Annotated in this window: 5 protein-coding genes and 1 pseudogene; all 6 read right to left on the bottom strand. The window is 70.1% G+C overall.

Annotation, left to right across the window (positions count from 1 at the left end):
- Positions 1-251: pseudogene (locus tag V7D28_RS10680) on the bottom strand (hypothetical protein); the annotation flags it as partial.
- Positions 252-286: 35 nt separating this feature from the next.
- On the bottom strand, positions 287-1,054 hold the full coding sequence (locus V7D28_RS10685) for an ABC transporter permease (RefSeq protein WP_333587372.1): 768 nt from the start codon (positions 1,052-1,054) through the stop codon (positions 287-289).
- 7 nt (positions 1,055-1,061) lie between these two features.
- Positions 1,062-1,811 carry an ABC transporter ATP-binding protein gene (locus tag V7D28_RS10690; RefSeq protein ID WP_333587373.1) on the bottom strand — a complete coding sequence of 250 codons (750 nt, stop codon included), beginning with the start codon at positions 1,809-1,811 and terminating at the stop codon, positions 1,062-1,064.
- A gap of 11 nt (positions 1,812-1,822) precedes the next feature.
- Positions 1,823-2,824 (bottom strand): ABC transporter substrate-binding protein, encoded by a 1,002-nt coding sequence (locus tag V7D28_RS10695; RefSeq protein ID WP_333587374.1) that lies wholly within the window; start codon positions 2,822-2,824, stop codon positions 1,823-1,825.
- An 80-nt stretch (positions 2,825-2,904) separates the two neighbouring features.
- Positions 2,905-4,974: an ATP-binding protein gene (locus V7D28_RS10700; RefSeq protein WP_333587375.1), complete on the bottom strand. Its 2,070-nt coding sequence runs from the start codon at positions 4,972-4,974 to the stop codon at positions 2,905-2,907.
- A 521-nt stretch (positions 4,975-5,495) separates the two neighbouring features.
- On the bottom strand, positions 5,496-6,418 hold a 923-nt coding region (locus tag V7D28_RS10705), incomplete at its 5' end, for an ATP-binding cassette domain-containing protein (RefSeq protein WP_333587376.1).

Here is a 6,418-nt window from a genome sequence, read left to right on the forward strand (position 1 = left end):
GCCAGGGCCAGGGGCTCAGGGCGTTGTGTGGAATGGGCCGCGCCCTGCGTGGGCGGCTGGCTCTTGCCTGGCCAAGCCAGCAATCCTGTGGAGCCCTGCGAGCTGGCCGCGCCGCCAGGCCCATAGGCCGCAACGGGAGGCGGGCCGTACCGGTCCTGCGTCACGACCTGGGCCCATGATGGGCCGCCCATCGCCGCCGCCGGGGCGGCCATGGCGAGCGCCAGGGCCAGACTGTGCAGGGGTCCGCGCATGGCCGTTGACTAACAGCCTGCGACTTAACCTGTGACTAACGCCCGCGCCACCACTTCAGGCCAGCGCGCTCCAGGCGACCCAGGGCGGCGTAGAGAACCGCCCCCATCAGCCCCAGCACCACCAGGGCGGCGAACATGCGGGCGGTCTGCAGGCGGTTTCCGGCCTCCAGAATGCGCCAGGCCAGGCCCTGGGCGCCCCCCGATCCGGCGACGAACTCGGCCACCACCGCTCCGATGAGGGCCAGGCCCGCCGCCACCTTGTGGCCCTCCATAACATAGGGGATGGCCGCCGGCGCCCGCAGGCGCAACAGGCGCTGCATCCGCCCCGCCCCATAGAGGTCGAACAGGCGCTCCAGATCCGGATCGGCCGATTTCAGCCCGGTGACCGCCCCGGAGAAGATCGGGAAGAAGGCCACCACTGCGGCGAGCGCGACGATGGCCCGTTCGGGATGGTCGATGCCGGCCCAGATCACCACCAGCGGCGCGATCGCCACCACCGGGGTCACCTGGATCACCACGGCCAGCGGCTGGACCGCGCGTTCCAGAGTGGCGCTGAGCGCCACGGCCAGGGCCAGGGCCTGGGCCACCAGACTGGCGATCACAAGGGCGGCCAGCGCCATGGATAGGGTGTTCCAGGCCGAGAGCGCCAGGCTCGCCCGGTCGGCGGCCAGCGCCTGGGCCACCGCGCTGGGGGCGGGCAGGAAGTAGGCGGGAACCGCCATCAGGCGGCAAGCCGCTTCCCAGGCGCCCAGCAGCAGGGCCACCAGGATCAGGGGGGCGGCGATGTCGAGGATGCGGCGCATGCGACCCTTACGCCTCCATGGCCCTGGCCAGCACCGCCGAGACCGCCTCGACCGTGGAGCGGAAACCGGCCGAGGTGCGGAAGCCCTCCGGCCGGGGCAGGGGGCCTGAGACGCTCAACTCCCCCACCACCCGGCCCGGGCCGCGGCCCAGCACCACCACGCGGCTGGCCATATAGACCGCCTCTTCCACGCTATGGGTGACGAAGACGATGGCTGGCCGCGTCTCCGCCCACAGGGCCAGCACGTCGTCGGCGAGCTTGCGTCGGGTGATCTCGTCCAGGGCGGCGAAGGGCTCGTCCAACAGCAGCAGTTTGGGCGCGGTGACCATGGCGCGGGCCAGCGAGACCCGCATGGCCATGCCGCCGGACAGCTGGGCGGGCCGGGCCTTCAGGGCATGGGCGAGACCCACCTGCGCCAGCGCCGCCTCGGCGCGGCTGCGGGCCGCAGCCCGCCGTTCCCCCGAAAGCTCCAGGGGCAGGCCCACATTGTCCCGGGCGCTGAGCCAGGGGGCGAGGGTCGGCGCCTGGAAGACAACGGCGGTTTCGCCGCGGGCCGCGGAACGTCGCACCGTTCCGCGACGGGGCGCCTCCAGACCGGCCAGCAGTCGCAGGGCGGTGGATTTTCCGCAGCCCGACGGTCCCACCAGGGCGGTCACCTCGCCGGCCGCCAGGGTCAGGCTGAAGGGACCCAGCACCTGGCCGGCGGCGGCATAGTCCACCTCGACCGAGTCCAGCTCGGCGACCGGAGGCTGCGTCATGGGCGAACCGTTCAGGGGGCCGGCTGGACGAAGTCCAGGGTGTAGGCGGCGCGATAGTTCATCGTGGCGGGATAGACGCCCTGGTCGCGGGCCATCTCGAAGAACTCGGCCCAGCGGGCGTCGGTCATCTGGCCGATCTGCGCCGGATCGCCGCCATCGACGATGCCGTAGGACTTCAGCTTCTCCCGGGCCTGATCCAGGACGTCCTGGGTCATCTCGGGATTGTCGGCGCGGATGAGGGCGTCGGCGGCCGACGGGTCGCCGTAGAGATAGTCCCGCCAGCCGGCCGCGCTGGCCTCTACGAAGGCGCGCACCGCCTCAGGATTTTCGGCGATCAGTGGGGTTCGGGCCAGGACCATGGTGGCGTAGCCGGGATAGCCGTTGTCGGCGAGGAGGAAGACCTTGGGCGCGAAGCCCGCCTCCTTCTCGATCGTGTAGGGTTCGGAGGTCACATAGCCCTGCTGGGCCACCCGCTTGTCCGAGAGGAAGGGCGCGGAATTGAAGGTGTATTTGCGCACCTGATCGTCGGTGAAACCATACTTGGCCTTGAGCCACACCCAGAAGGCGGTGACCGAGGCGTCCGACAGCAGAATGGGCCGGCCCTTGAGGTCGGCGATGGTCTCGATCCCCTGGCCGGGGTGGGCGATCAGGACCTGCGGGTCCTTCTGCATGAAGGCCGCCACGGCGGTCACCGGCGCCTGTTCCTGGGCGAGGTTCAGGACGATGAAGCTGTTGGAGCCCATCCCCATATCCACCGCGCCGGCGGCCAGCAGTTGGGGCACGTTCACACCGGGCCCGCCCTGGACGATCTCCACCTTCAGGCCGCGCTTCTCGTACTCGCCATTGGCCAGGGCCTGGTAGAAGCCACCGTGTTCGGCCTGGGCGCGCCAGTCGGTGGCGAAGCGGATCGTGGTCAGGCCCTCCGCCCCGGCGGCGGTGTCGGTCCTGTCCGCGGGCGAGCATGCGCAGGCCAGGGCCGCGAACGCGATGGCGAGGTAACGCAAGGCCTTCATGGATCCCCCCAGACTGCTGCGCTGGAGAACCTAAAGCGCGTTCGGAACTGTGGGAACCGGTTTCGGCGCCGGCTGGGCCTTCAGGCCGCCGCCACGTCGCCCTGCATTTCGGCGCGGCGTTGCGCGATGGCGTCGGCCAGTACCGCCTGCAAGGTCTCGATGCGGATCGGCTTGCCCACGGCGTCGGTCATGCCGGCCCTCTGGCACTGGTCGAGGGTCTCGGCCATGACGTCGGCGCTCATGGCGATGATCGGGATCGCCCCTGCCGGGCCCGCAAGGGCGCGGATGGCGCGCGTGGCCTCAAGCCCGTCCATGACCGGCATGTGGATGTCCATCAGGACGGCGTCGAAGTCGCTCTCCTGGACGGCTTCCAAAGCCTCGCGGCCATCCTTGGCCAGGGTCACGTCGCAGCCCAGTATGCCCAGAACGGTGGCGCCCAGTTCGCGGTTCATGGGGTGGTCGTCCACCAGCAGGATCCGGCGCTGAGTCAGGTCGAACTCGGCTTCGAGGGCGGGGGCGGCGTCGGCCTGCGGCGCGCGGGGGGCGCTGATCTCGAACCAGAAGGTGGACCCGGCGCCCTCGGTGCTGCGCACCCCGATCACCCCGCCCATGGCCTCCACCAGTCCCTTGCAGATGGCCAGGCCCAGGCCCGATCCGCCGAAGGCCCGGCGGGCCGAGGAGTCCACCTGGGAGAACCGATGGAACAGCCGGTGCATGCGCGCCTTGGGGATGCCGACGCCGGTGTCCCGGACCTCGAAGCGCAACAGCAGGTCTTCGCCCTGATCCCTGGCCGTGAGCCTGAGCACGATCTTCCCGGTCTCGGTGAACTTGACGCTGTTGCTCAGCAGGTTGAGCAGCACCTGGCGCAGGCGCAGATCGTCGGCCAGGACCGCGTCATCCACCGGTCCATGCGCCTCGACCTCCAGGGCCAGACCCTTGGCGGCCGCCGAGGGGGCGATGATCTCGGCGGCGTCGTCGGCGATCAGCCGGGCGGGGATCGGGCGCGGCGCCAGTTCGACCTCGCCGGCGTCAAGTTTGGAGAAGTCGAGGATGTCGTTGACCACCGCCATCAAGGAGCCGCTGGCGCGGTGGATCAGGTTCATCTGGCGCCGGACCTCTGGCGGCAGGTCATCCCGCCGCAGCAAGGTCTGGGTGAACCCCAGAATGCTGTTCATCGGCGTGCGGATTTCATGGCTCATGGTGGCCAGGAACTCCGCCTTGGCGGCCCCGGCCGCCTGCGCCCGGGCCTGGGCGTGTCGGGCGGCGCGGGTGCGCAGGGCCAGCATCTGGCGGAACCGGGCCTGTTCGGCGAGGATCAGGGCCACCGAGAGACTGGTCATGAAGGCCGCGGCTATCACCACCTGCAGATTGTGAATGTGCTCGGTCTGGGTCCAGGCGGCCGCGATGCCCTCTCTCGGCGCGATTGTGACCACGGCCGTGGAGATGAGCGCCATCATGATCGCCGACAGCGCCGCGCCCCGGGGCCCCAGCTGGAAGGCGGCGACCACCAGAACCGGCGTCACGAGCAGCGGCGTCGGGAAGGTGGAGGGCAGATAGGCCACCGCGCTGATCAGGGCGACGGAACTGTAGATGGCGAGCTGGCGGGGCGCGCTGCGCTGGAAATCCCGCCGGTTCTTGCCGTCGACGATCAGCAGGACCGCCGGCAGGGTGATGGCCATGCCCAGGGCATGGGCGGCGAACCACCCGAACGCCACGGCGTCGAAGGGTCGGCCCAGGGGACCGAAGGCGAGCCCGGTCAGGACTGCGGTCGCCGCCGCGGCCGGCAGCACAGCCAGGACGGTCACCTTCAGCAAGGCCGCGAGGTTGCGGATGCGCATGCGCGGTCCGCACAGCCGGCGGGTGATCCACGCCGCGAGGGCGGCCTCGGTGATGTTGAGGGCGGTGAAGATGGGCGAGGCGGGCAGGCCCGCCCCGGTGAGAAGGTTGATGGTCAGGCTCAAGGCGGCGCAGGCCAGGGCGAGGGCTATGACATGCCCGCGCGGCAGCAGGACGAACCCCGCCGCCAGGAGACCGTTGGCCAGCCAGAGGGCGGCGATGCTGTTGGTGTCGCGCGTCAGGGTGACGCTGAAGAGGGCGCAGGCGGCGAAGCCCCCCGCCAGCCACAGGGCGAGCGCGGTTTCACGCCTCAATCCTATGCCCGACGCCATGATGGTCCCCCCAAGTCCGAGACCATTGTTCCCAAGGGTTGGCGCCAAACCGTTAAGGCTGGATCTGCGGGCTCGCAAAGGTTGCGCCCATGGCAAGAGGGCGGCGCTGCGGCGGGGCCGCGGCGTCGCCCTCATTCCAGATCCGCTGGGGATCTGCACCGAAGGTCGTGCGACTTCGAAGGCGGGCTTCCCCGCAGGTTTCCGTCGCCCGGTGTCCTTGGACCTCGGCCTCGGGTCACCCCGCCGCCGGGCCGCCAAGAACCTCCTGCTCCGTTGACGTTCCGGTTTCCCGGAGCGCCGGGGGCGCAGTCCCTTTCGGCCTCTTGACGTTGCGCTCAGGCCCGCTATGAAGCAAGCGCCCGACCTCGACCGCCTGTGGGATATCGGCGGTTTCCCAGGGGAGATTCTGTGGAAAGCCTGTGATCAGGCTGTGCGGACCGGGCGGATTATCCTGAAAATTCAGTGGTCTGGCTTTTATCCACAGGATCGCCTTGCGTGGGCGCTCAGCGCCCCTGTTCCACCGCTTCGCGGCGTTCTTCCAGCTCAAGCCACTCCAGCTCCGCCTCTTCCAGGCGTACGCGGGCGGTCTCCAGCGCCTGGCTGAAGCGGGCCACGGCAGAGGGGTCGCGGGCATAGAGGTCAGGATCGGCCAGCTGACCCTCCAGCAAGGCGATCTTGGCCGGCAGATCGGCGATCATCTGGTTCAGTTCCTCCAGCCGCCGCTGCTCCTTGTAGGAGAGCTTGGCCGCCTTGAGGGCGGGCGCGGCGGCCGGCGGCGTCTCGGCCCGGCGCGGCTTGGGCGCAGCCGTCGCCTGGGCGAAGAAGCCGGGGTTCTGGCTCAGAAAGTCCTGCCAGCCCCCGGGGGTCTCCACCACCCGCCCGCGGCCGTCCAGGCCGATGGTGGATGTGGCCAGGCGATCGACGAAGTCGCGGTCGTGGCTGACCAGGATCAGGGTGCCCTCATAGTCCGCCAGGACGTCCTCCAGCAGGTCCAGGGTTTCCATGTCGAGGTCGTTGGTCGGTTCGTCCAGCACCATCAGATTGGCCGGCGCCGCCAGCGCCCTGGCCAGCAGCAGGCGGTTGCGCTCGCCGCCAGACAGGCTGCGGACCGGCTGGCGGATCTGGGCGTCGGTAAACAGGAACTCCTTGGCGTAGGCGGCCACGTGCTTGGGCGCGCCGCGCACCAGGATCTGGTCGCCGCCCCGGGGCGCCAGGACGTCCTTCAGCAGCATGTCCTCTTTCAGGTCCGCTCGGGCCTGGTCGATATAGGCCACCTCCAGATTGGTCCCGAGCTTCACCTCGCCGCTGTCGGCGGGGATTTCGCCCAGCAGCAGCTTGACCAGGGTGGTCTTGCCCGCGCCGTTCGGCCCCACCACGGCGATGCGGTCTCCCCGCAGGATGCGGGTGGAGAAGTCCTTCAGGATCA

The sequence above is a fragment of the Phenylobacterium sp. genome, from assembly GCF_036723115.1.
In the GTDB taxonomy this organism is placed as follows: Bacteria; Pseudomonadota; Alphaproteobacteria; order Caulobacterales; family Caulobacteraceae; genus Phenylobacterium.

What these genes read in the sequence shown, in the direction of transcription:
- V7D28_RS10685 (WP_333587372.1), bottom strand. Translation starts at nt 1,054, where the DNA reads ATGCGCCGCATCCTCGACATCGCCGCCCCCCTGATCCTGGTGGCCCTG.
- V7D28_RS10690 (WP_333587373.1), bottom strand. Translation starts at nt 1,811, where the DNA reads ATGACGCAGCCTCCGGTCGCCGAGCTGGACTCGGTCGAGGTGGACTAT.
- V7D28_RS10695 (WP_333587374.1), bottom strand. Translation starts at nt 2,824, where the DNA reads ATGAAGGCCTTGCGTTACCTCGCCATCGCGTTCGCGGCCCTGGCCTGC.